General features: G+C 61.2%; 22 protein-coding genes. 6 read left to right on the forward strand and 16 right to left on the reverse strand.

From position 1 onward, the window contains the following. Window positions 1-304: 304 nt before the first annotated feature. On the reverse strand, window positions 305-1,231 hold the full coding sequence (locus tag FHW37_RS05040; protein WP_145633312.1) for a LysR family transcriptional regulator: 927 nt from the start codon (window positions 1,229-1,231) through the stop codon (window positions 305-307). Window positions 1,232-1,499: 268 nt separating this feature from the next. Here FHW37_RS05040 and FHW37_RS05045 point away from each other — a divergent pair, with 268 nt between their 5' ends. Both FHW37_RS05045 and FHW37_RS05050 read left to right on the forward strand, forming a co-directional pair. After that, a complete protein-coding gene (locus tag FHW37_RS05045; protein WP_145633315.1) occupies window positions 1,500-2,234 on the forward strand; it encodes an SDR family NAD(P)-dependent oxidoreductase in 735 nt (244 codons plus the stop codon). Window positions 2,235-2,304: 70 nt separating this feature from the next. After that, window positions 2,305-2,904 (forward strand): NADPH-dependent F420 reductase, encoded by a 600-nt coding sequence (locus tag FHW37_RS05050; RefSeq protein WP_145633318.1) that lies wholly within the window; start codon window positions 2,305-2,307, stop codon window positions 2,902-2,904. A gap of 90 nt (window positions 2,905-2,994) precedes the next feature. On the opposite strand, the gene FHW37_RS05055 is transcribed toward FHW37_RS05050, so the two are convergent. Next, window positions 2,995-3,177, reverse strand: coding sequence for a hypothetical protein (locus FHW37_RS05055; protein WP_145633320.1), 183 nt, complete (start codon window positions 3,175-3,177; stop codon window positions 2,995-2,997). Window positions 3,178-3,320: 143 nt separating this feature from the next. On the opposite strand from FHW37_RS05055, the gene FHW37_RS05060 reads away from it, so the two are divergent. Both FHW37_RS05060 and FHW37_RS05070 read left to right on the forward strand, forming a co-directional pair. Beyond that, a complete protein-coding gene (locus FHW37_RS05060; RefSeq protein ID WP_145633323.1) occupies window positions 3,321-4,022 on the forward strand; it encodes an alpha/beta fold hydrolase in 702 nt (233 codons plus the stop codon). Between the two features lie 467 nt (window positions 4,023-4,489). After that, window positions 4,490-4,675, forward strand: a complete 186-nt coding sequence (locus FHW37_RS05070; protein ID WP_145633326.1) for a helix-turn-helix transcriptional regulator — start codon at window positions 4,490-4,492, stop codon at window positions 4,673-4,675. A gap of 220 nt (window positions 4,676-4,895) precedes the next feature. Here FHW37_RS05070 and FHW37_RS05075 read toward each other — a convergent pair whose 3' ends face one another. The 13 genes from FHW37_RS05075 to FHW37_RS05135 form a co-directional block, all read right to left on the reverse strand. Beyond that, window positions 4,896-6,992, reverse strand: a complete 2,097-nt coding sequence (locus FHW37_RS05075; protein WP_186458147.1) for a GAF domain-containing protein — start codon at window positions 6,990-6,992, stop codon at window positions 4,896-4,898. 192 nt (window positions 6,993-7,184) lie between these two features. Then, window positions 7,185-7,490 carry a hypothetical protein gene (locus tag FHW37_RS05080; protein WP_145633332.1) on the reverse strand — a complete coding sequence of 102 codons (306 nt, stop codon included), beginning with the start codon at window positions 7,488-7,490 and terminating at the stop codon, window positions 7,185-7,187. 297 nt (window positions 7,491-7,787) lie between these two features. Then, window positions 7,788-8,960, reverse strand: coding sequence for an alpha-D-ribose 1-methylphosphonate 5-triphosphate diphosphatase (locus FHW37_RS05085; RefSeq protein WP_145633334.1), 1,173 nt, complete (start codon window positions 8,958-8,960; stop codon window positions 7,788-7,790). After that, entirely contained in the window at window positions 8,947-9,690 is a 744-nt protein-coding gene (locus FHW37_RS05090; protein ID WP_145633337.1) for a phosphonate C-P lyase system protein PhnL, read from the reverse strand. The genes FHW37_RS05085 and FHW37_RS05090 overlap by 14 nt, the downstream gene beginning before the upstream one ends. A 13-nt stretch (window positions 9,691-9,703) precedes the next feature. Next, window positions 9,704-10,519, reverse strand: a complete 816-nt coding sequence (locus tag FHW37_RS05095) for an ATP-binding cassette domain-containing protein (protein ID WP_145633340.1) — start codon at window positions 10,517-10,519, stop codon at window positions 9,704-9,706. Further along, window positions 10,519-11,430 carry an alpha-D-ribose 1-methylphosphonate 5-phosphate C-P-lyase PhnJ gene (locus FHW37_RS05100; protein ID WP_145633343.1) on the reverse strand — a complete coding sequence of 304 codons (912 nt, stop codon included), beginning with the start codon at window positions 11,428-11,430 and terminating at the stop codon, window positions 10,519-10,521. The genes FHW37_RS05095 and FHW37_RS05100 overlap by 1 nt, the downstream gene beginning before the upstream one ends. After that, window positions 11,427-12,515, reverse strand: coding sequence for a carbon-phosphorus lyase complex subunit PhnI (locus FHW37_RS05105; protein WP_145633346.1), 1,089 nt, complete (start codon window positions 12,513-12,515; stop codon window positions 11,427-11,429). The genes FHW37_RS05100 and FHW37_RS05105 overlap by 4 nt, the downstream gene beginning before the upstream one ends. After that, window positions 12,515-13,084: a phosphonate C-P lyase system protein PhnH gene (gene phnH, locus FHW37_RS05110; protein ID WP_145633349.1), complete on the reverse strand. Its 570-nt coding sequence runs from the start codon at window positions 13,082-13,084 to the stop codon at window positions 12,515-12,517. Before phnH ends, FHW37_RS05105 begins: the two co-directional genes overlap by 1 nt. 2 nt (window positions 13,085-13,086) lie before the next feature. Continuing rightward, window positions 13,087-13,545, reverse strand: a complete 459-nt coding sequence (phnG, locus tag FHW37_RS05115; RefSeq protein ID WP_145633352.1) for a phosphonate C-P lyase system protein PhnG — start codon at window positions 13,543-13,545, stop codon at window positions 13,087-13,089. 217 nt (window positions 13,546-13,762) lie between these two features. Continuing rightward, on the reverse strand, window positions 13,763-14,569 hold the full coding sequence (locus tag FHW37_RS05120; protein ID WP_145633355.1) for a PfkB family carbohydrate kinase: 807 nt from the start codon (window positions 14,567-14,569) through the stop codon (window positions 13,763-13,765). Between the two features lie 6 nt (window positions 14,570-14,575). Then, window positions 14,576-15,412, reverse strand: coding sequence for a carbohydrate ABC transporter permease (locus FHW37_RS05125; RefSeq protein WP_145633358.1), 837 nt, complete (start codon window positions 15,410-15,412; stop codon window positions 14,576-14,578). Further along, window positions 15,409-16,329, reverse strand: coding sequence for a carbohydrate ABC transporter permease (locus FHW37_RS05130; RefSeq protein WP_186458148.1), 921 nt, complete (start codon window positions 16,327-16,329; stop codon window positions 15,409-15,411). Before FHW37_RS05130 ends, FHW37_RS05125 begins: the two co-directional genes overlap by 4 nt. Further along, window positions 16,298-17,545, reverse strand: coding sequence for an extracellular solute-binding protein (locus FHW37_RS05135; protein WP_145633363.1), 1,248 nt, complete (start codon window positions 17,543-17,545; stop codon window positions 16,298-16,300). The genes FHW37_RS05130 and FHW37_RS05135 overlap by 32 nt, the downstream gene beginning before the upstream one ends. A gap of 236 nt (window positions 17,546-17,781) precedes the next feature. On the opposite strand from FHW37_RS05135, the gene phnF reads away from it, so the two are divergent. Both phnF and FHW37_RS05145 read left to right on the forward strand, forming a co-directional pair. Next, window positions 17,782-18,540: a phosphonate metabolism transcriptional regulator PhnF gene (phnF, locus tag FHW37_RS05140; protein WP_145633366.1), complete on the forward strand. Its 759-nt coding sequence runs from the start codon at window positions 17,782-17,784 to the stop codon at window positions 18,538-18,540. A 364-nt stretch (window positions 18,541-18,904) separates the two neighbouring features. Continuing rightward, window positions 18,905-21,694, forward strand: coding sequence for a bifunctional aconitate hydratase 2/2-methylisocitrate dehydratase (locus FHW37_RS05145; protein WP_145633368.1), 2,790 nt, complete (start codon window positions 18,905-18,907; stop codon window positions 21,692-21,694). An 84-nt stretch (window positions 21,695-21,778) separates the two neighbouring features. On the opposite strand, the gene FHW37_RS05150 is transcribed toward FHW37_RS05145, so the two are convergent. Further along, window positions 21,779-22,075: a hypothetical protein gene (locus tag FHW37_RS05150; RefSeq protein ID WP_145633370.1), complete on the reverse strand. Its 297-nt coding sequence runs from the start codon at window positions 22,073-22,075 to the stop codon at window positions 21,779-21,781. Between the last annotated feature and the right edge of the window lies 1 nt (window position 22,076).

Consider the following 22,076-nt stretch of genomic DNA (forward strand, 5'->3'; position numbering starts at 1 on the left):
TACTGACGCTGTGTATTGGTTCGGTTTTGGGCCTATGGATCAAATCAGGGGGATTTGAGCTGCCAAGAAAGAGCATGAAAGCCGCGAGAACAAGCGCCCCTGCGCCAGTCGCGAGTGCTGCGAAAACCAGCACTTCGTCTTTCTTCATCTGAACGTATTCGCCACTCCAGTCGTAAGCGATCTGCTTCTCCCGATGCCGATCGCGTTAAGGTTGAGCCCGTATGGTTAATGGCTGGTAAACGGAGATGACAACTTTCAGCCTCCGAATACATCCGCGCAATATCCTTTGCCGGACATCCCATATTCAGAGCCCGCGATTTGCGTCATCGTCCGATCCTTCTGACCTGTCCCGCATTCCGGCAAGAAGTTGGGCATGTTCGGCAAGCCTGCGGGACACGAACTCCGTAAACAGTCGGACCCGCTTCGTCTTGCGTGTTTCGCCCTGGGTGAGAAGCCAGAGCGTTCCGTACATATGCAGATCTATGCCCGGAACCCTCACCAGTTGCGGATCGGCATCTCCGACGAAACACGGCAGCGTCGTTACCCCGAGCCCCTGGCGCACGGCAACGATCTGCGCCTCCGCATCCGTCACCTTGAATGGAACTCCGCTGGCCTCGACTTCACCCTCGCGGACCCATTCCGGGATTCCATGGCTGCTGATGACGATCCACCGGACAGGAGCACGGTTTCCTGCACGCCTTGCCGCCAAAAGATCGCGGGCCATGTAGACGGCGCCATAAATGTCCGGGCCCTTCAGAGCATGCAGATTGAGTGGCAGGGTCTTGCGGTCGTAGACGACGCGGATCGCGACGTCGGCTTCCCGGTTGGTGAGGTTCGCCAGATCGCCTGACGAGATGACGTCGATCTCGATATCCGGATGGTTGCGTGCGAAGTCGGCGAAATCAGGCATGAGGAGGCGTGTCGCAAGGGTTGGCGCCAGGGTCACCCGCAGCAGTCCCCGAACGCTCTGGTCGCGGCCGAGGATGCGCGTCTCCAGTTGCCGAGACGATGTCTCCATCAGCTCCGCGAGTTCGCGCACTTCCTCTCCCGCCGACGTGACGCGGTAGCCGGATGGCAGCTTTTCGAACATCTGTGCCCCGAGGCGCTCCTCCAGCTGCGCGACGCGCCGCAGCACGGTCGAGTGGTTGACCCCGAGGTTTTCCGCGGCCGCACGGACGGAACCGGCGCGTGCGACAGCGAGGAAATAACGAATGTCGTCCCAGTCGTTCATGGTGCGCTCCGGCACCGCCAAGGTGCTTTTGTGAGAATTTGTCCGTCACACATCGTAGACCACTCTACTGAGCGTAAATAGCTCTATCCGCGTAAGCGCTATCTGTCCCGGTATTTTTGCCAGAAGATGAATAGCAGTTTGACCAAGGTGCCGGATGATTTTTGCACCACCGATGTGCGCGTTTTCACACTGAAAGCCTCGTCCATCCAGGCTTATCTCCAGGCTCTCGGGACGCTCCCGCTCCAGAGAACTGCAAAGGATGGATGACATGAAAAGACTGGATGGAAAAACGGCCGTGATCACTGGTGGTGCGACCGGTATTGGCCTTGCCGCAGCGAAGCGCTTTGTCGCGGAAGGCGCTTTCGTTTTCATCTTCGGCCGCCGCCAGGATGCGCTCGACGCCGCGATTGCAGAACTCGGGCCGAACGTTCGCGCCATAAAGGGCTCGGTCTCCGACGAGTCGGACCTCGACCGGCTCTACGCGGCGGTGAAGGCCGAGCGCGGTAGCCTCGATATCGTCGTCGCCAATGCCGGAGCCGGAAGCATGCTGCCGCTCGGCGAGATCACCGCTCGGCATATTGACGAAACCTTCGATACCAATGTGAAGGGGACGATCTTCACAGTTCAGAAGGCGCTGCCGCTGATGGCGCCAGGCGCTTCGATCATTCTGACCGGATCCAGCGCCGGCACCACCGGTGCCCCGGGAATGACGGCCTATAGCGCGAGCAAGGCGGCCGTGCGCAATCTCGCGCGGACCTGGGCAGAAGACCTCAAAGGCACGGGAATCCGGGTGAATGTCCTGTCTCCCGGCGCGACGGCCACCGATCTCGCCAAGGATGCGCTTGGCGAAGAAGGCCAGAAAGCCTTCGCGGCGATGACGCCGCTCCAGCGCATGGCCGACCCGGCCGAAATCGCAGCCGTGGCTGCCTTTCTCGCCTCACCTGACAGCAGCTTCATGACCGGCAGCGAAGTGGCGGCCGATGGCGGCCTTGCCCAACTCTGAAACTCGTCATCCGCAGCATGTCGAAATGTCGGCGAGAGCTGTCGGAGACAATGAAATCAAGGAGAATATCATGACCTATTCAATCATCGGCTTCGGCGAGATCGGCCAGGCTCTGGCAAGAGCGTTTGCGCGAAGCGGGATGGACGTATCCGTGGCGACCACGCGCGACCCGCAAAGTTTTGCATCCGAAGCGGCAGCGATCGGAACCGGCGTCAGGCCCGTGACCCTCGCAGAAGCCGTCAAGGCGGACGTCGTCTTTCTGGCGGTGCGTTTCGAACAACACCCGGATGTCGCGAAGGCCCTGCCAGACTGGGAGGGAAAGATCATCGTCGATGTCACCAACGCTTATGGGCAGCCGGTGGAAAAGCTCGGAGGCCAACCTTCCGCCAAGGTGGTCGAAAAGGCGTTTTCAGGCAGCAGGGTGGTTAAGGGTTTCAACCATCTGGTGGCTGCCGTCTTCGACCAGGACCCGGCCGTACACGGCGGCAGGAGGGTCGTCTTCCTGTCGAGCGATGATGACGGCGCCACTGCGGAAATCGGAGCACTTGCCGATAAGCTCGGTTTCGCACCGGTCAATCTCGGTGCCCTCTCGGAAGGTGGTCTGCTCGTACAGGCTCAGGGGAAGACCTGGGGACGCCTGATCTTCAAGGATCTGGTCAAATTCGACTGAGACTTAGGCCGAGACCTTGTGCGTGCGAAGGGCATTGGGCCGCCGACTGATCATGACCGTCCCCCGGAAGCGGGCGACGGTCATAATCTCCTAAATCGGCGCCCCCGTTACGGGGTTCACGATAGGCGGTTCGCTCTCGTCCTTCTTGCCCATCGGCTGGACCGAGGCCGGCGCGATGGACTCTTCGTCGCCCGGCTCCGGGCCGGACGGTGTCGGATGAACGTCGGCTGGGCGACGTTGCTCCGGCGTTGCGTTGGTGTCGTTGGTGCCCATGGCGGTTCTCCTCATGGTGATGACCATACAACGCGCCGCGCGGGGTATCGTTCTCCTGGCGGAAGATCTCTCTTACCGGCCTTGCCCGCCCGATCCGACGCGGTTTAAACGTGGGGGCGGAACGAGAATGCAAGGATATGGAAATGCAGCTTCTCCTGCTGCCGGGCTTCATGCTGGACAGTGACCTCTGGAAGGATGTCGAGCCTCTGCTTGAGCCACTCGGCGACATCTATCACGCCGATCTATCCAAGGACGCCTCGATCCCGGACATGGCCCGACGCGCCTTGGCGGAGATTTCCGGGCAGTTCGTTGTCGTCGGATTCTCAATGGGCGGATATGTCGCCCGCGAGATTGTCCGCCAGGCTCCGGAGCGTGTTTCTGCTCTGATCCTCGTCGCAACGTCCGCACGAGGCGACGACGAAGTCCAGGCTCGCCGGAAGGCAGCCCTTGTGGGGCAGAAGGCTGTCGAGGCCTTCAAGGGTCTGAGCACCGCTGCCGTCAGGTCGTCCCTTCACCCGGATAATGCCGGCAGGAACGATCTCGTATCGAGAATACAGGAGATGGGACAGCGACTCGGTGGAGAAGTCTTTCTCCGCCAGTCGCTGCTGGAACGCCATGACGAGCGGTCAAGCCTGAGCAATATCGAGTGTCCTACGCTGGTCATCGCAGGTGACGTTGATCGACTGAGGTCGCGGGAGGAAGCGGCCGAACTCCAAGACGGCATAAAAGGTTCGACCTTGCAGGTCGTGGGCGGGACCGGGCACATGATCCCGATGGAGGCACCAGGCGAGCTTGCCGAGATCATCATCACCTGGCTTGCGAACCTGTTCCCGGATAAAAAATAAGGGCGCTCGACCCGTTTCCGGGGAGCGCCCTCACCCATCCCGGACAACCGCGCACGCGACGGAGAGGGGGTGTCGCGGCAGCGGTCATCGATACGGGGTGTGACCGGTAGATGAGAACCGCGGGCGGTTATTGCAAGACGGCGATCCACGCGCTGGCGGAAGGTCAGCCATGCGTTGCCGAGAGCGCACTTCGTCACCATATATCCGCTATAACTCAAAAAAGATGGATATCATGGTCTCACGGATCAGACGTACGCCGACTGTCGGCGAGCGCGCGGCCGCCGTCGAGCGCACGAATGCAATCGCGCTTGAAGCCGCACGGGAAGAAAGGCGCCGCCGCGAAGAGAAAACGGAACGGCTCCGTAAGCTCAGGCTGGAGGGCGCGCCCGAGAAGCCGCTCGCACGCAGCTGGCCCCGAACGCCGACAGCCTCGACAATCAAATCTCGAACAGGAAGGGAAGAATGAAATGGATCATGTCTCAAACGCCGTCGCGTCCGCGACGAACCTCAAGGAAGCCCGCCTCGCGCGCGGCTACAGCCTGGAGGACCTCGCCATCGCGACGGGCCTCACAACAGATGAGATCGACGCTGTCGAGCGCGGCCTGGTCGTTCACGAGCAGCATGTGGAACGCATCGAACACGCTCTCCGGTAATATCAGCCTGTAAATTTCGCCGGACGATAGGCAACAAAAAAGGCCGGGGCGAAACCGCACCGACCTTCCTCATTCGCTATTCACCCCTGCCAGTACATCCGTGGTCAAAAGTATTAAGCTACACCGGCATCGCGAGCGGCAGAACATTCCAGCGCTCGTCAGCAACGCCGACTGATAGATAGATAATGCGCGATTGCGTTCGTTTCAAGGCGGGCAGCAATCAGGGGCTTGATGACGCGATCAGCCTGCCGACCATTTCCACGACCTGCTCCGGCCCTGCCGGTTTGCCGAGAATTGGCCTGTCGCGAAAATCTTCCGGAAGACCATCCCTGTCGTATCCTGTGGCGAACGCAAACGGCACTGCACGTTCGGCCAGCGCTGCCGCGATCGGCCCGACCGGGCGACCGTGCAGATTGGCATCGACCAGTGCTGCGTCGAAACGCGTGTCGGCGATGATCGCGCAGGCTTCGTCTATGGTGGCGACCGGTCCTTCGACCTCCGCGCCGGCGTCTTCGAGGGAGGCGACGATGTCCATTCCGATCAGTGGTTCGTCTTCCACGACCAGGATCCGGCGGCCTTTCAGGTTGCGTGTTTCCATGTGCGCGGCAGGCTTTTCTTCCGTCTTCGTCACGGGCAATTTAATCGCCGAGCTCTTCACGATATAGGGGACAGAGATGTCCCAGATGATGCCTTCCGGAAGCGCGGTCATCTGGGCATCGCCGCCCTGGCCGCGCGCGCTCTGGCAGATCAAGGTTGTTCCGAAGCCTAGCGACGCCGCAGGCTCGACACGCGGGCCTCCGAGCTCGGACCAGCGGATGCGAAGGCCATCCTCGATCCTCCAGTCGATCGATACCTTGCCCGTGGCAACGGAGAGGGCTCCATACTTCGTCGCATTCGTTCCGAGCTCATGCATGATGAGTGCGAGATGAAGAGCCATCTGCGGATCGAGGCGAACGGCCGGGCCGCTGGTCTTCAAGCGTGTTTCGTCGGATGCGCCTGCGGAAATCTGCCCCTGGATGAGGTCCTTGAGGTCCGCGCCTTCCCAGCTCTTGGCGCTGAGCAGATCGTGGATCTTCGCAAGCGACTGGACGCGGCCGCCGAAAGCCTTGGCGAAGTCCTTGGGATCCGGCGAGCGGGCCAGAGTTCGCGACGCCATCGCCTGCACGACAGCGAGCGTGTTTTTTACGCGATGGTTCAGCTCGTTCAGCAGCAGTCTCTGCGTCTCGGCCGCGCGGCGCCGCTCGATCAGGTCAGCCGCCGAGCGGGCGATGATGTCGAGCATGCGCAACTCGCGCTCGGACGGGCGGTGTGGCTTGCCCCAATGGGTCGAGATCATGCCGACGAGCTTGCCGTCGCGGGTGATGAGCGGGGTCGTCTGTCCGGCGCGGATGCCGCCACCGAGCAGGACGTCGCGGTCCGGTGTCCCGGCCATGAAGGAGCAGGTCTCCACATCCTCTGCAATGGCACGCTTCCCCGTGCGAAGGACCTCGCCACAGGTGCAGCCGGAATCGCCACGGACCCATTTCCAATATTCGATGCCGCGTGCATCGAGGCCGGTCGACGCGAGCATTTCGAGCTCGCCAGCCACCCCACGCTCGGGATGCAGGAACTGCACCGTGCAGACATCGGACTTCATGATCTGGGCAGCCGCGCCAACGAGCTTCTGATAAAGCGCATCCTCGCCATCATCCCCGGCAAGCTCCAGGCTGATCTGGCGAAGAAGTTCGCTGTCGGCGAGTTCGGCTTCGAGCTGCTTCTGCGTTTCGAGGAGAGCCTGCTCGGCGCGGCGACGCTCTTCGGCTTCCTTGAACCGGGAAATAATGACACCGGCAGTCTGGGTGATCAGGGCCGCACGATCGATGTCGCAGCCTACGGCTTCTCGCGGCTCTGGCCAGTAGACCGAAAAGGTCCCGACGAAGTGGCCGGTCGAGGTGTTGATCGGAAAGCTCCAGCAGGCGCGATACTGATATTTGTCGGCAAGCCAGACCCACGGCTTCCAAAGCGGATCCAGATAGACATCGGCCGTCAGGACGGCCTGCCCGCTATGCGCCGCAAGACCACAGGCGAGGGATTCAGATCCGACCCGCAAACCGTCGACCACCAGAGCGTAATCATCCGGCATGCCGGCAATGTGATGCAGCGTTGCGCCATCAGGTCCGGTGAGGAAAAAAGCCGCCCGCGTTCCCTCGCCAAGCGCGGATGTCGCGGTCTCGACCAGAATGTCTAGCGTTTCCTTGAGAGGCGCATCATTCAGAGCAGAGGCGAAGGCCTGTCGCTGGCCTGACAACCAGACCTCGCGGTCCTGGAGCTGTTCCATGGTCCGCGATCCATCGAACGCAAGGTTGTCGTTCAATGGCAGGTTTCTGGTCATGTGCAAAAACGTTATCCCCGATGGCCGCGACCGATACAACTGGTGTGCCTGCGAGCGGGACGATCCCGCGCATCAGGTACACCGAAGGCCAGCGGCATCTAACCCTCAAGATCCCGATTGGTTCCGCTCTACCCGGATTTATTTGTAATGACTGACAACGGGGCGGAAACCGACGACGAAATCGATGACTTTCTCCGACGACATCTCGCACGGTTTGAGGAGCGGCCTTTCACCGGCGAGCGTATAAAGGTTGAAGGACACGATGTCCGTTCCGCCCCTTTCCTCGGCAAACAGCCAGATGCGGCGACCATCCTGCGACCTCTGGATTGTCGCACCCCATCGTCTCCCCTGAAAGATGCCCTCCATCGCGCCGTCCGGAAGCCGGGCCAGCGCGGGAGCGAATTCCGGCGGAAGCTCGGGCGCCGGTGTCACGGCGACAGACATTCCTCACAGATCCCGCATCCGTCCTCGTCCATGCAGGATGCCGGGCGACGGCGCTCGCAACAGAGACAGGTCTTCGAATCCGCGCTTGTGTCTTCGCGCTCGGGTGGAAGGATCTCGATCAAACGGTTCGACAACTGGTCGTCAGGCATGGGGCGGTCTCGTGTTTCAGGAGGATTACTCCTGAAATGGGAAGGAGACCTGCAGAACGCAAGCAGCGCCTTTCGCGGTTTGAACCCCTTAAGGACGCTGATTGCCTTGTTCTGGATATGAAGACACTCAACGATCGTCGATGCGGCCTCAAGCCCTCGGGAAGGAGAGCGTCCCGTCCGACCACACCATCTTTCCGCCGCGCAGCGTGGCGCGCATGCGCGGCATTTTTCCGCGCTCGGCGATGACCAGATCGGCGCGCAGGCCTTCTGCGATCGCGCCGCGGTCATCGAGGCCGAGTGCTTTCGCCGGATTGGCGGTTGCAAGCGCCACGGCGTTGGCAAGCCCGCTCTCGCCTCTTGCCGTTATCATGTCGCCCAGTGCGATCACGGCCGGCAGAATGGCGGAAGGGTGATAATCGCTGGCAAGAATGTCGAGCACGCCGGCCTCATAGGCTTCACGTGCCGAAAGATTGCCGGAATAGGACTGGCCGCGCAGCGCGTTCGGCGCACCCATGGCCGTTGCCAGACCCAGGCGACGTGCCTCTGCAGCAACCTCAAGCGTGATCGGAAATTCGCTGATCCTGACACCGAGGCCGTGCATCAGCGCCGCCTTTTCGAGGCTGTCGTCGTCGTGCGAGGCAATGGTGATGCCTTTTTCTCTGGCAAGCTCAGCCAGTCCGGTGACCACATGCATGGCATCGCCATGGGCTTCGCGCTGGGCGATGCGATCCTTCACCATTTCCACGGCGGTGGCGTAGTCGATCTTCTTCGTCTTCGCCATGTTGCGGGTGTGGATTTCGAGGTCGCGATACTGTCCCTGGCCGGGTGTGTGATCCATCAGGGAGATCAGTCCCAGCGCTCCGTCCCGCATCAGCTTTTCCGCAACCTCGATGGCCGAGGGAAAGGTGATTTCGAAACGGGCATGGACGCGATGGTCGACAAGCAGTTCGTCGCGCATCGAGGCAAGCGCACCGATGATCGCCGTCGTGTTTTCCACCGAGCGGAGGTGACCGTAAGTGGCCGGCGTGAAGGCAAGTGCCGCATAGGCGGTGGTGATGCCATTGGCGGCGAGCTTCTTGTCGAGATCGTAGAGCCCCAGTTCGAGCGGCATCCGCACGTTGGCGCGGGGCTCGACTTCCTTCTCGATCATGTCGCCATGGATATCGACAAAGCCTGGCAGCAGCAGCCGGCCTTCGCCGTCGACCCCCGTAACGTCGCCGGGTGTGTCGCGGATCTCCACGATCAATCCGTCCTCGACGCGAACGGCGCCGCGGTTGATGACACGGTCCGCCAGGACGATCTCGAAATTATTGAACCACATTGTCTGCCTCGTCCTCGATCTTGATGGCCTTGAGATGGATCTCCCGGTCGATCAGGCCGGCAACATCCTCGGGATGATGGAAGACGCCGATCATTGCAACCCCTGACGCCTTCAGTTCTGTCAGCCGATCGACCAGCGCCTTGCGCGCCGTATGGTCGAGCGAGGCCGTCGGCTCGTCGAGCAGAAGCAGTCGTTGCGGCAGGATCAGGGCACGGGCCAGGTTGACCTTCTGCTGTTCGCCACCGGAGAAAGTGGAAGGATAGGCGGGCCAGAGCTGTTTCTTGACGCCGAAAGCGGCAAGCCAGCGGCGCGCTTCGACCAGGGCTTCGGCATGTGGCGTTCCGGCGAGCCGCAACGGTTCGGCGACGACCTCTTCTGCCGCGACGCGCGGGCGGGCATTGAGGAACTGGGTGACGAAGCCGATCTCGCGGCGGCGCAGCACGGCGATGTCGACATCGGCGGCCGCGGCAAGGTCGATCACGCCTTCCTTCGTGTGATAGAAGGCGTGCCCGGCGCGCGGCCGATAGGAGCGGTAGAGGGTGCGCAGCAGGGTGGATTTGCCCGCTCCGTTTTCACCCTTCAGCAGGATGAATTCGCCTTCGCCGAGTTCGAAATTCAGATCCTCGAAAGCGTAGAGCGTGCGGCGCAGATGGTGCATTTCGAACTGTTTCGAAAGACCCTCGACGCGCAGCACGGGGCTCGCTCCCGACTTGGAAACTTGCATGTCCATTGTCTGGTCGTCCTCAAAGCTTCGCATGAACGAGTTGCTGGGTATATTCGTGCTGCGGGTCCTGAAAGATCTGGTCCGCCAGCCCCTGTTCCACGACCCGGCCGCGCCGCATGACCATGACCCGGTCGGCCATCGTGCGGATGACACCGAGATCATGCGAGACCAGAACCATGGTGATGGCGCGTTCCTGCTGCAGTCGTTTCAGCGTATCGAGAACCAGCGCCTGGACGCTGACATCGAGGCCGGTGGTCGGTTCGTCGAGGAGAAGCACTGCCGGTTCGAGAGCAATCGCCTTGGCCAGCTGGACGCGTTGCTGCATGCCGCCCGACAGTTCGCGTGGCCGGGCGTCGATGCGCTCCAGAGGGAATTCCGAGGCCTGCAGGGATTCTCTTGCCCGCGAACGCAGATCGGCAAAGTTGCGATTGCCGGCAATAAGCAGCCGCTCGGCAACATTGCCGCTGCTCGTATGGCCCATCAGGAGACCCAGATGCGGGTTCTGATAGACGATACCGATATGGCGGGCGCGCAGCATGCGCCGTTCGAACCGGTCGAGCGTGAAGAGATTGCGCTCTTCCTGGTCGGGCAGGGAAAGGTGATAGCTGCCGGCCTCCGGCGTATCTTCGAGATTCATCATCCGCAGCAGGGTGGATTTGCCCGAGCCGGATTCGCCGACAATGCCGAGGACTTCGCCCGGATAGACGGTGACATCGACATCGATGACCGCCTTGACCTCACCGAAGCTCTTGGAGATGCCGCGCATGGACAGCATCGGCTCGGCCAGCATCAGGCGCGGCTCATGGCGGGGCACGGTGTTGAAGAGAGCCGCCATCAGTCCATCCTTCCATTGTTGTACCAGGTTTTGGCGATCTCGACCGCCTCTCCCTCATTCCTGCGGATCTGCTTGACGCCGAAATGGCTGTCGGACAGTTCGTGACGCGACGAGCCGTCATCCTGCGGCAGTTCGTTCATGAAGAAGCCGGTGACATTGCTGCGATAGCAGGTCTTGTCCTGATGATCCTCGACCCGGTAGGGCACGTCGTCGAAAACCAGCGGTTCGACATTCGTATAGGGCGGTACGGCATAGATGCGCTTTTCGCGTCCGGCCGAAAGGATGGTCAGGTGGTCTGCCTGATGCAGTTTCTTCACATCCCAGCGGGGGATCGGCGACGGCGAGATGACGTAGCGGCCGTTGACCATGCTGGGATAGCTCGATCCCTGTATGATGCGGCCGGATTTCACCAGCTGTTCGTAAAGCACCAGCCAAAGCTGGCCGTAATCGGCATCGCCATGCATTTCGCGGGCGATTGACATGTCCGGCTGCACGGCGCGCAGCGGCTCCGGATCCGGCACCTGCAGGACGAGGATCTGGTCCTCGCGCAGCTTTTCTTCCGGAATGCGATGGCGTGACTGGATGATCGTCGCCTTCTGCGTATCCTCGGTTTCGACGGCGCCGCCGACGCGGGCGAAGAATTTGCGGATGCTGACGGCGTTGACGCTGTCGTCGGCACCCTGGTCGATCACCTTGACGACGGAGGTCGGCTTCAGCAGCGTCAGCGTCGCCTGCAGGCCGCCGGTTCCCCATCCGCGTGCCATCGGCACTTCACGGCTGGCATAGGGCACCTGATAGCCGGGCACCGCGACAGCCTTCAACATCTTGCGGCGCAGTTCGCGCTTGGCCGATTCATCCAGGAAGCCGTAGTTGAAGGCCGCCCAGGGTTTTGTGAGATCCTTGAGTGTCACAGTGCGGCCTCTTCCTGCCGGGTTTGCGGTTTGGCCGCCTTCGCTGCGGCCGCAGCCGCACGATCCGCCTTGACGCCACGAAAGGCGTCCAGCGTCGACTGGAAGGTGACATAATGCGGAAGCTTGAAGTGAATGCAGAAGCCGGAGCTTTCAACCGGTTCCGTATGGTAGAGCACAAATTCCTCCGTCGAGGCAGCGTGTGCGTCGGGCTGGCTCGACGCCAGATCGAGCGAGGCGGCGGCGATGACCTTCACCTCGTTCCAGCCGAAGGTTGCCGAAAAGCCGAGTTCGAGCACCGCCGCCTTGGAGATGATTTCCGCCTGGCTGACGCGGACGCTGCCGGCGCTGAAAAGCGTGCCGCGCGGATGGTGGATCCGAACCGGAGCCTCGGCAAGGCGCAATTCATTGACCGTCGGATGCACCGAGCCATAACCGCGCATGGTCGAATAACCCAGTGCCAGCGTTCCGCCGGTATCGGCGCGGGCAAGGCTTTGCAGCTTGTGGGCGCGCGGTGCGGGAAAGAGCAGCGGCTCACGGGTAAGATCGGGTATGTCGTCGGGGGCGACCGCCTCTGACTTGTGATCTGCGATCAACCCTTGCGTCTTCTGCCAGGCAGCGAGCGAGGGCTGGGTTGCCGGTGCGGGTTCGGCAGCTGCGGTCACCGGGGCAGGCACATAATCCTCTCCCATGAGGACGCCAACCTGCAGCAGGCGATGGGAATAATCGAGCGTCGGGCCAAGGATCTGGCCGCCCGGAATATCCTTGAAGGCGGCGGAGATGCGGCGCAGCGTGAACAGATCTGGCTGCTTCACCGGCTCGGCCACCGCGATGCGCGGCTGTGTCGTGCGATAGGCGCGCAGCAAGAGAACGGCCTCATAGAGATCGCCGCCGGTTTGTGCCAGAGCAAGCGCAGCCAGATCGGGCTCATAGAGCGAGGCCTCGCCCATCAGCCGATCGACAAGATAGGGCAGGCTGATGCGGATCGCATCGACCCTGTCCTTGCCGATCGTACCGAGATCGTCGCGATAAAGCCGTTCGGCCTGTTCGATGGCGTGTTCGCCGCCACGCGTTGCCACATAGGCCATCAGAGCACCTCGACTTTTGTGGAACGGGGAATGCCGACGACATCGTCGCCATCGACAAGGTAGAGATCGAAGCCCAGCGGATAGCGGATCGCTTTGGCGCGCATTTGCCAGAAGGACGCATCGATGCCGCCGACCGTGATCGTCACGCTGTCACGAATGCCGGGGCCGGAGAGCCGAAGCTGCTGGCCGGTGCCGAAGTTCGCCGGCGTGAAAACCGTCGCGGCCTCGTCGGGATAAGCGAGCGTGCCGATGCGAAGACGCGAGAGGTCATCAACCGCCTGTGCCGAGCGGAGCGCCGCAAACACATAGTCCGCCTGCGCAAGATCGGCACGGCGTGCGCCGGTTGCGGCGAGATCGCGCTCCAGATCACCAGCGCTTTCGCCATCAAGCACGCGGTCGCCGAGAACGTGAAATGTGCATTCACGGTCAAGCAGGCTTTCCGCGATGGCGGTAAAACCGCCGGCAGGCATGGTGCGGAGCAGGCCTGGCCGCGAAAGCGCCCATATCAGTTCCTCGAAGATGGCATTGGTGCGGCTGTCATCGGCGGTGGGAAGGATGGAAAGCGACATGATCAGAACGTCTCCATCTGGACACGGGTAGCCTCGACCTTGCGCAGTCGCTCACGGTCGGCCTGTTGCTGCCGGGCGTCCTCGGCCTCGATAAAGGCGAGGATTGGCCCGCTATCATGACCGATAGCGATTGCGGCATCGATCACGGCCATTGCCATTGCCTGTTCCAGATCGCGACCCGTCACGGCGCCAAAACCTTCAATGCCGCTTACCGCCAAGCGGATATGGGCTTCCGCCACGAGCACTTCGCCAAGGTGGAAGGCTGTTCCCTTGACCGTGTCCTCGAAGGGCAACATGACGAGACCGGTCCGGTTGTTCAGCACGGTCACGTCACCGAGCCCAGTCAGAACCTGTTCCGCACAGGCCTTGAGTGACCTGGCATCGCTGGCTGCAAGAATATTGAGCGCCTGTTCGTGAGAATAGGCGCCGATGACCGGTTCGCCGGTCGCAAGCTCACTCATGCGTCTTCCTTTCTTCCGATGCAGCAGCAGCGCGCCCGCGTTGCGGATGTTCCTGCGGCATGGGTCACGCCTCATCACGCGTCCCGGCTCGGGAGATTCGTGGGTGGCTCGATCATATTCATTCGGATGAATTACTATGATATGCGAATGAATATGTCCACGGCAGTTTCGTGATGTTTGTGTGACGAAGTGAGATGAGCGAGGTTGCCAGCGTGGATTAAAGGCCGTCGCGCCGGCGCAGCCAGTCGGCAGTCAGCGTGCTGGCGAAGGCCGCTGCCGCGGTTACGCTCTTTCCCTCAAGAAGCGCGAACAGCATGGCGCCGCTGAAACGGTCTCCGGCGCCGATGGCGCTTTTGACCTCGATCCGCTGCTGCGGCACGACCTTCACTGTGTCCTTGCCGTCGAAAAGGGTGATCGGTTCGGGGCCGTCCGTCAGGACCAGCATTTTCAGCCGCGATCCGGCAATGGCTCCGGCCCGCTGCCAGGCGGTGTCGAGATCGCCATCGACGTCGTCGCGGGAGGAGATGACATAATCTGCCGGGCGGGGCGTCGCCGGCCGCAGCGGCAATTGCGTGACGACGATCGGAATGTCGTCAAGCGCATGCACGAGGCCTGCATCGAGGCTCAGCGCGTTGATATAGGCGGCGTTGCCGGTCAGTGGCGCTGCGATCGTAAACGGCGGACGGGCATGGCTGGGTAGTCCCATGATCGTGCGTTCGCCATTCGGTTCAAGCAGGATTTCGAGCAGCGACGTCTCGCCGGCCTCCATCGCCACCTCGCGCGTCTCGAAGCCCATCTGCTTGAGTGTATCGAGGGCCGCATAACCTTGCGCGTCGCTTCTCAGCCAGGTGACCATGGAAACTTCGGCGCCAAGGTCGAGAAGCTGGCTGCCGGTGAAGAAGCCGCCGCCGCCGAGCTGGATCTCTTGCGATGCCACATGCAGGCGGCCGCCCCGCACCAACGGGTCGCTGAGTCGCCAGATGCGGTCATGGTTGACGCCGCCGATGACGATGACGCGGGGCATGGCCGGTTATCTTTCGTCCATGCCCGGCGCCAGCGCGTCGACGATGTAGCGCTGGGCAAACAGGAAGATCACCAGGACGGGCAGGATCGAAAGCAGGCTGGTCGCCATCAATGGTCCCCAGGCCTGCCCCGTTCCGTCGAGATCGGCAAAGGCTGCGATGCCGGTCGTCAAGGTCTTTTTCGAGGAATCTTCGAGCACAAGCTGACCCCAAAGATAGATGTTCCAGGCACCCATGAAGGAAATCACCGAAAGTGCGGCGATCGACGGGATGACATTGGGGATGCCGATGCCGGCAAACTGCCGCCAAAGGCCCGCACCGTCGATCCGTGCCGCCTCGAACATTGCCCCTGGCAGTGAACGAAACGCCTGCCGCATGTAGAAGACATAGAAGCCGATATAGGGAATGGAAGGGATGATCATCGCCCCATAGGTGTCGAAAGCCTGCAGCTTCACCACGCCGATATAGGTCGGGATGATGGCAAGCACGGTCGGGAATGACATGGTGGCGATGACGAACCAGAAAAGCGCCTGCCTGCCGCGAAACTCCATGCGCCCGAAGGCGAAACCGGCCGGGATGGCAAGCAGAAGCTTGCCGAGGGTGATCAGCGTCGCCGTAAAAATGGAGTTCCACAGCCACAGCCAGATCGGATGACGCTCGGCTGCCAGGGTGAAGTTCGCGAGCGTCGGATGTTCCGGCCAGAAACGGATCGCCTTGCCGGCAATCAGATCGTCCGGCGTGAAGGCAGAAGACACCATCCAGACGAGCGGAAACAGCGTCATGAAACAGGTGACCAGCAGGACAGCATGGATGAAAAGCCGATGCAGCGAAATCCGGGTGCTCATGCCTTATGCGTCTCCCTTTCGGCAACGCGGAACTGCAGCCACGTGACCGTGAGGACCAGAACGATGATGATCATCGCAATGGCGCTGGCCGGTCCGAACTGGAAGAAACGCAGCCCCTGCTGCCAGAGGAAATAAAGCACGCTCGAGCTTCGCCCGGCCGGACCGCCATGGGTCAGCACGTCGATGACGCCGACAATATCGTCCAGAACATGGAAAAAGGTGGTGACGCTGATGAAGAAGGCGGTCGGCGCCATCAGCGGCAGGCTGATCGTGAAGAAATGCCGCCGCGGGCCTGCGCCATCGAGCTGCGAGGCTTCACGCAGCTCATGCGGCAGGTTGCTGAGGGCGGCGAGCCAGAGCAGCATGTTGAGCCCGAACGTCTTCCAGAAGGTGACGAGGCAGACGCAGAGAAGTGCGAGGTTCGGATCTGTATGCCAACGCGACGGCGGAAAGCCGAAAAACCCGAGAATCTCGTTGAACAGGCCGTTGACCGGGTTGAACAGCCAGGACCAGGCAATGCTGGCGACCGAATAGGCGACGATCGTCGGCAGGAAAAGGCTGCCGCGATAGAGGCCCTGGATCGGGCTCTTGCGCACCGAATGGATCATCAGCGCCAGGATAAGCGGCAGGACGATCTCGGCGGGAATGAGGATCGCGCAGTAGAGAACGGTGTTCCAGGCCGCCAGGCGGAAGTCGGCATTGCCGAAAGCCGCCGTATAATTGGCTGTTCCAACGAAACTGATATCGGAAGATAGGAGATTCCAGTCGAGCACCGACAACAGCGCGGAAGCGATGAGCGGGCCGTAGAGGAAGATCGCGACGGACAGAACGGCTGGCCCCACGAACAGGTAGGGGGCCAGCAGTCGAAGGCGGGAATGCATCGGATCAGGCCGCGACCAGCGCCGCCAGCTCGTCATGCGCGCCCTTGATGCCGTCGGCAATACTGGCTTCTTTGAGCAGCATGCGCGAAACCCACTTGCGCCAGACATCCTGGCCTTCGAGGCCACGCTTGCCGGGCCAGATGGTCTCTGCCGTCAGGCCGTCGCCGAGCTGGGCAGCCGCCGGCTTCATGAAGTCGTTGATCAGCGGCACATCATGAACCGAAGTGTTGAGGTAACCGACCTGCGACCAGATCGTCTGGCCTTCCTTTGATGCGCAGAATTCCAGGAAGGCGAGCGAGGCCTCGGCCTGTTCCTTGTTCTTCGTGTAGACGGCGAGGAAGTTGCCGCCGCTGTTCATGTTGCGGGCGTGGCCCGGCATGCCCGGGAACTTGGTGGTGATCGCCTTGGCGGCGCCAAGCGGGAAGGTGACAGCGCGGGTCGAGCTGGTCGTGCAGATGGCGAGCGCACCGGCTTCGAATGCGGCATCCTGTTCCTTGGCGCTGACCGGCGTCCACAGGCCGTCGAATGCCGGCTTGCAATATTCCGTCATGCCGGCGATCGCTTCGGCACTGTTCAGCGCGAGCTTGCCGGCCGGATCGATGATGTAGCCGCCAGCGTTCTGGATGAAGGACTGGCTGGTCCACTCGTTGTTGGAAAGCGCCAGCGCTGAGCGATAGGTCGGGTGCTTGCCCTTCAGCGCTGCGTCGAGCTTGCGGGCATTCTCGTACAGCCATGTGCTGTCGATCGTCTCCGGAAGATTGGGGTCGAGACCGGCGGCCTTCCACAATTCGCTGTTGATGAAGGTGATCGGCGTGGACATCGCCCAGGGAAGGCCGATCAGCGAACCGTCGATCGTCACCAGCGGATGCACGGACGAACGGAAATTGCCGATGATCGCGTCCGCCTTGGTGGCGTTGATTTCGCGCAGATCGCGGGCGCCGAGCGTGCGCTTGGCAAAATAGCCGAACTTCCAGCCGGTGATCATCATTGCCGGCGGGCGGCCAGCGGCGACGCTGGCAACTGCCTTGGCCGTCGCGGTTTCGTAGTCGCCGTCAAAGCGGTTGACGACGGTCACGCCCAGCTTCTTGGCGTTGAAGGCGTCGACGACCTTCTGGAACGGCTTGTCCGAACCCCAGGTGCTCGAGACCTCGATTGTCGCATCGGCGGAGCGAGCGGCATCTGTGAAGGCCAGGCTCGCGCCGACCGCTGCTGTTGCTCCGGCCACGAACTGCCGACGATTCATATCCACCATCTGTCACTCCAAATATTCGGATGAAAGGAAAAATATTCGGATGTTTTCTTAGGAGGCATCGGTGACAATCATGTGAAGGTCACTTGGCACTTCTCGCTCTTGGCAAGCGATAAGTGTGTTATCTGACGGGTTTATGACAGGCGTTCGGGTGTATCTCTTGATTGCGACACCATAGCCGGGTACGGTTCGAACATTCGAATGTTTCAAAGATCATATAAAAAGAATTGGATGGCGGAATGGTTGGCAAATCGGTGCACGGGCAGTGGCAGCAGGTTGAAGAAGATATCGCCGGAGATATCCTGACCGGCCGCCTGTCTCCGAAGACCCAGCTTCCCAAGGAGGCGGATCTGATGGAGCGCTTCGGCGTCGGCCGCCATACGATCCGCAGGGCGATCTCCAATCTGGAAAGCCGCGGCCTGGTGCAGGTGGAACAGGGGCGTGGCACCTTCGTGCGTGAAGGCCGGCTCGACTACCGTCTGTCGGAACGGACACGATTTTCGCAGAATCTGCTGGAGCAGGGGCGCGAGCCTTTAGGGCAGGCGGTGCGTGAAGAGCTGATTGCAGCGCCAAGCGTGGTCGCCGAAGCCCTGCGCCTGCCGCAGGGGGAGCCCGTCTACCACATCGTTCGCCGCGGTTTCGCCGACGACGAGCCAATCAACTTTTCGAATGCCTTTTACCCCGTCCGCCGCTTTCCCGGTTTCGATGATGCACGGCGCAGTGGCCGCAGCATTTCGGTGATCTTCGCGGAATATGGTGTTCCCGACTATATCCGCCTGAGGACGGATATCATCGTGCGCATGCCGACTGCCGAAGAGGCACGGCAGCTCGACCAGGCCATGTCGCTGCCGGTGATTGCGTTGAAAAAGGTCGATGTCGACATGAAGGGAACGCCGATCGCCTATTCGGAGACGATCTGGCCAGGCGAGAGAGTGCAGTTTTCGATCGACAATACGAGCCAGCTTCTCGATGCGCTGGCGCGAAATCAGGAATTTTAGGCGTTCGGTAAATAGGCCGCGTGATCTCAACCGTCGGCTGAAGCCGTCTGCAAGGCCGCCGACAGTCCCTGAAACCCGGCCATGAGCAGGCTGGCAGGGGCATGTGGCGACGCTTGTCTCATGGTTCGCCGAACCGGGGAAACGAGTGGGTTTCATCCGAAGATTGCATTGTGCCGATCCCGGCCAAACCCGCAGCCTTAACCGAATAAACATGAAGAAAAAATACCACTTTTAAAATATCATGCGCTATCTTGCCACAGGGGGTCGGTTTGCGGGATACAGGCCCTAAGCGCCTCAGGCGGATCGGTAATGCCGTTCAGGGGTCTCATGTGGAACGCATCAATATTATGACGTTGGGACGGCAATGAACTTGTATCTGGATTATCTGAGCGAGATCGAAAGCAGAAAAGGTCAGGGCCTTGCGCCGAAGCCGATAGATGACGGCAAGCTGGTTGCCGAGATCATCAGCCTGATCGAAGATACCGGCAGCGAACATCGCGCCGACGCCCTGAAATTCTTCATCTACAACACGCTCCCCGGCACCACGAGCGCCGCTGGTGTGAAGGCGGCCTTCCTGGGCAAGATCGTTCTCGGCGAAGTCGTCGTTCCGGAAATCTCGCCCAAATTCGCCCTTGAGCTGCTGTCGCACATGAAGGGTGGCCCGTCGGTCAAGACGCTTCTCGACGTTGCGCTCGGTGACAATGCGGCGATTGCGGCTGAGGCCGGCGATGTCCTGAAGACCCAGGTTTTCCTTTACGACGCCGACATGTTCCGCCTGCGCGATGCCTACAAGGCCGGCAATGCCGTCGCCAAAGACGTCCTTGAAAGCTACGCCAAGGCCGAGTTCTTCACCAAGCTTCCGGACGTGGAAGACGAAATCAAGGTCGTGACATTCATCGCCGCAGAAGGCGATATCTCGACCGACCTTCTGTCTCCCGGCAACCAGGCGCATTCGCGCTCCGACCGTGAATTGCACGGCCAGTGCATGATCACGCCGGAGGCCCAGCAGCAGATCGTCGCGCTGCAGAAGCAGCATCCGGACAAGCGGGTGATGATGATCGCCGAAAAAGGCACGATGGGCGTCGGCTCGTCGCGCATGTCAGGCGTCAACAACGTGGCGCTCTGGACCGGCAAGCAGGCCAGCCCCTACGTGCCCTTCGTCAACTTTGCCCCGATCGTCGCCGGCACCAACGGCATCTCGCCGATCTTCGCAACGACGGTCGATGTGACCGGTGGTATCGGCATCAATCTGAAGAACTGGGTCAAGAAGCTCGGCGAGGACGGCAAGCCGATCCTCAACAACGATGGCAACCCGATCCTCGAGCAGAAATTCTCGGTCGAAACCGGCACCGTGCTCCGCATCGATGCGAAGGGCAGGAAGCTGCGCGACGAGGACGGCAACGAGCTCGTTGATGTCGCCAGCGCCTTCACGCCTCAGAAGATGGAGTTCATGAAGGCCGGCAGCTCCTATGCCATCGTGTTCGGCAAGAAGCTCCAGACGTTTGCCGCCCAGACCCTCGGTGTTGAGCCGACCCCGGTTTTCGCAGCGAACAAGGAAATCGCGATCGAGGGCCAGGGTCTTACCGCGGTCGAGAAGATCTTCAACCGCAATGCCGTCGGCGTGACGCCGGGCAAGGTCCTGCATGCGGGTTCCGACGTGCGCGTCAAGGTCAACATCGTTGGTTCGCAGGATACGACAGGTCTGATGACCGCGCAGGAACTGGAAGCGATGGCGGCCACCGTCATTTCGCCGCTGGTCGATGGCGCCTATCAGTCGGGCTGCCACACCGCCTCCGTCTGGGACAAGAAGGCTGAGGCGAACATTCCGAAGCTCATGTCCTTCATGAACAATTTCGGCGTCATCACCGCCCGCGATCCGAAGGGCGTCTATCATTCGATGACCGACGTCATCCACAAGGTGCTGAACGACATCACCGTGGACGACTGGGCGATCATCATCGGCGGCGACAGCCATACGCGCATGTCGAAGGGCGTCGCCTTCGGCGCCGACTCCGGCACCGTCGCACTGGCGCTTGCCACGGGTGAGGCAACCATGCCGATCCCGCAGTCGGTCAAGGTCACGTTCAAGGGCTCGATGCAGCCTTACATGGACTTCCGCGACGTCGTTCACGCCACCCAGGCGCAGATGCTGAAGCAGCACGGCGACAACGTCTTCCAGGGCCGCATCATCGAAGTCCACATTGGTACGCTGCTGGCCGACCAGGCCTTCACCTTCACCGACTGGACGGCCGAGATGAAGGCCAAGGCGTCGATCTGTATCAGCCAGGACGACACCCTGATCGAATCGCTGGAAATCGCCAAGTCGCGCATCCAGATCATGATCGACAAGGGTATGGACAATGCGGCACAGACCTTGAAGGGCCTGATCGCCAAGGCGGATGCGCGTATTGCCGAAATCCGCTCGGGCGAAAAGCCGGCTCTGGTTCCTGACGACAATGCGAAATATTTCGCCGAGGTCGTCGTCGATCTGGACATTATCGACGAACCGATGATCGCCGATCCGGACGTCAACAATGCCGACGTCTCCCGCCGTTACACTCACGACACGATCCGCCCGGTGTCCTATTACGGCGGTACCAAGAAGGTCGATCTCGGCTTCGTCGGGTCCTGCATGGTGCACAAGGGCGACATGAAGATCGTCGCCCAGATGCTGAAGAACATCGAGAAGGCCGAAGGCCATGTCGAGTTCAAGGCACCGCTCGTCGTTGCTGCTCCGACCTACAACATCATCGATGAGTTGAAGGCCGAAGGCGACTGGGAGATCCTCCAGAAGTATTCCGGCTACGAGTTCGACGACCTGAAGCCCAAGACGGCCAACCGCACCGCTTACGAGAACATCCTCTATCTCGAGCGCCCGGGCTGCAACCTGTGCATGGGCAACCAGGAAAAGGCCGAGAAGGGCGATACGGTTCTCGCGACTTCGACGCGCCTGTTCCAGGGTCGCGTGGTGGAAGACACTGCCGAGAAGAAGGGTGAATCGCTGCTCGCCTCGACGCCGGTCGTGGTTCTCTCGGCAATCCTCGGCCGTACGCCGAGCGTCGAGGAATACCGGGCTGCCGTCGATGGCATCGACCTGACCAAGTTCGCGCCGCCGAAGGCCCCCCGCATCGACGCCCTTTCGGTCCAATACTGATTGCCGGTGGCATGAAGATCGTGACCCCGGAGGCAACTCCGGGGTCATTTTTATTGGTACCGACGCATGTGCGGATCGGCAATCTCAGAGCGACTGTTTTCCAGCACTCAGGATATCACTGATAAAAGCCTGCGCCTGCAATGCGGCCTCACCATCGACTGTCAGCGGATGATCCGTGGACGTGATCGCCTTCAGGAAATCTTCGATGAGCCGGCGATGCAGGTCATGGCCGAATGCCATTGGATCGCTGCCGGTTCCAGAAGTAAGGTTCGCGCCGGCGGTGATCCTGCGTCCGTCGTGCAGGGCAACATCGAGACTGTCGCCGACGAGGATGACAGCATCGCTATGCCGGGCTATTCGTAGACGAACGCCGCCCGGCATC

The sequence above is a fragment of the Neorhizobium alkalisoli genome (assembly GCF_007829835.1).
Taxonomy (GTDB): domain Bacteria; phylum Pseudomonadota; class Alphaproteobacteria; order Rhizobiales; family Rhizobiaceae; genus Neorhizobium.